The sequence below is a fragment of the Herbiconiux daphne genome (assembly GCF_024979295.1).
Classification (GTDB): Bacteria; Actinomycetota; Actinomycetes; order Actinomycetales; family Microbacteriaceae; genus Herbiconiux; species Herbiconiux daphnes.
The window spans coordinates 1-647 of record NZ_JANLCJ010000471.1 but is presented as its reverse complement, the minus strand read 5'-3'; the positions used below and the strand labels follow the sequence as shown (position 1 = coordinate 647).

The window sequence follows — 647 nt, the reverse complement described above, 5'->3', positions numbered from 1 at the left end:
AGTCGCCATCGATGTAATCGACCTGTGATGGTTGATAAGAACGCATCGCTTCGATTGCCTCTTGGTAGGCTTCTGCATTTTGTCGCTCTGCATTAAGCGTATCAATTTTCGCTTGTATCAGTGCATTTTCCATTTCAAGTTTTTGCCGCTCTAGTCGTACGACTGGTGATGATAATTTTAATAAATGCACAATCTCAGCAGAAGAGGCAGTCCCGTCGATTAAACGTTGCTCTACCAAATCAACTGCAAGTGCAACTAATTGCTTCTCACGCTGTTCGGGTGTCCTAGCAGGGCGTTGTTTTCTAAGTTCGTTAGGCATTCGCTTTCCACTTTCTTTTAGATTTCGCAAAACTTTGGAGTACTAGTAGAAAATGATTTTAACCTTCGATTTTATCATTCTGTTCCACTGGTGGATTCATGATAGCTCGAACACGGTTAACAGCATCTTCAATGTATTCACTAGCTTGATCTGATGATAAATCTATTTTAAATTCAGATGCAATCATTCCTAGTTTTGTAACCGCCATTTGTTTCTTGACGATGTTTTCAAAACCTGATTGATCTAAAGCTCGGACAATGATCTCAGCTCGAGCTCGCATTATTTTAATGGACTTATCATGTGCATCTTTTGTAAGCTTGACATAGAC

At 39.9% G+C, this 647-nt stretch carries 2 protein-coding genes; both read right to left on the bottom strand.

Annotated elements, in window-relative coordinates; all coding sequences use genetic code 11:
• Positions 1 to 319: hypothetical protein (locus N1032_RS25925; protein ID WP_259543498.1), on the bottom strand; the 319-nt coding region annotated here is incomplete at its 3' end.
• Between the two features lie 58 nt (positions 320 to 377).
• Positions 378 to 647 (bottom strand): phage holin, LLH family (locus N1032_RS25920; RefSeq protein ID WP_259543497.1); only part of this gene is annotated, 270 nt, incomplete at its 5' end.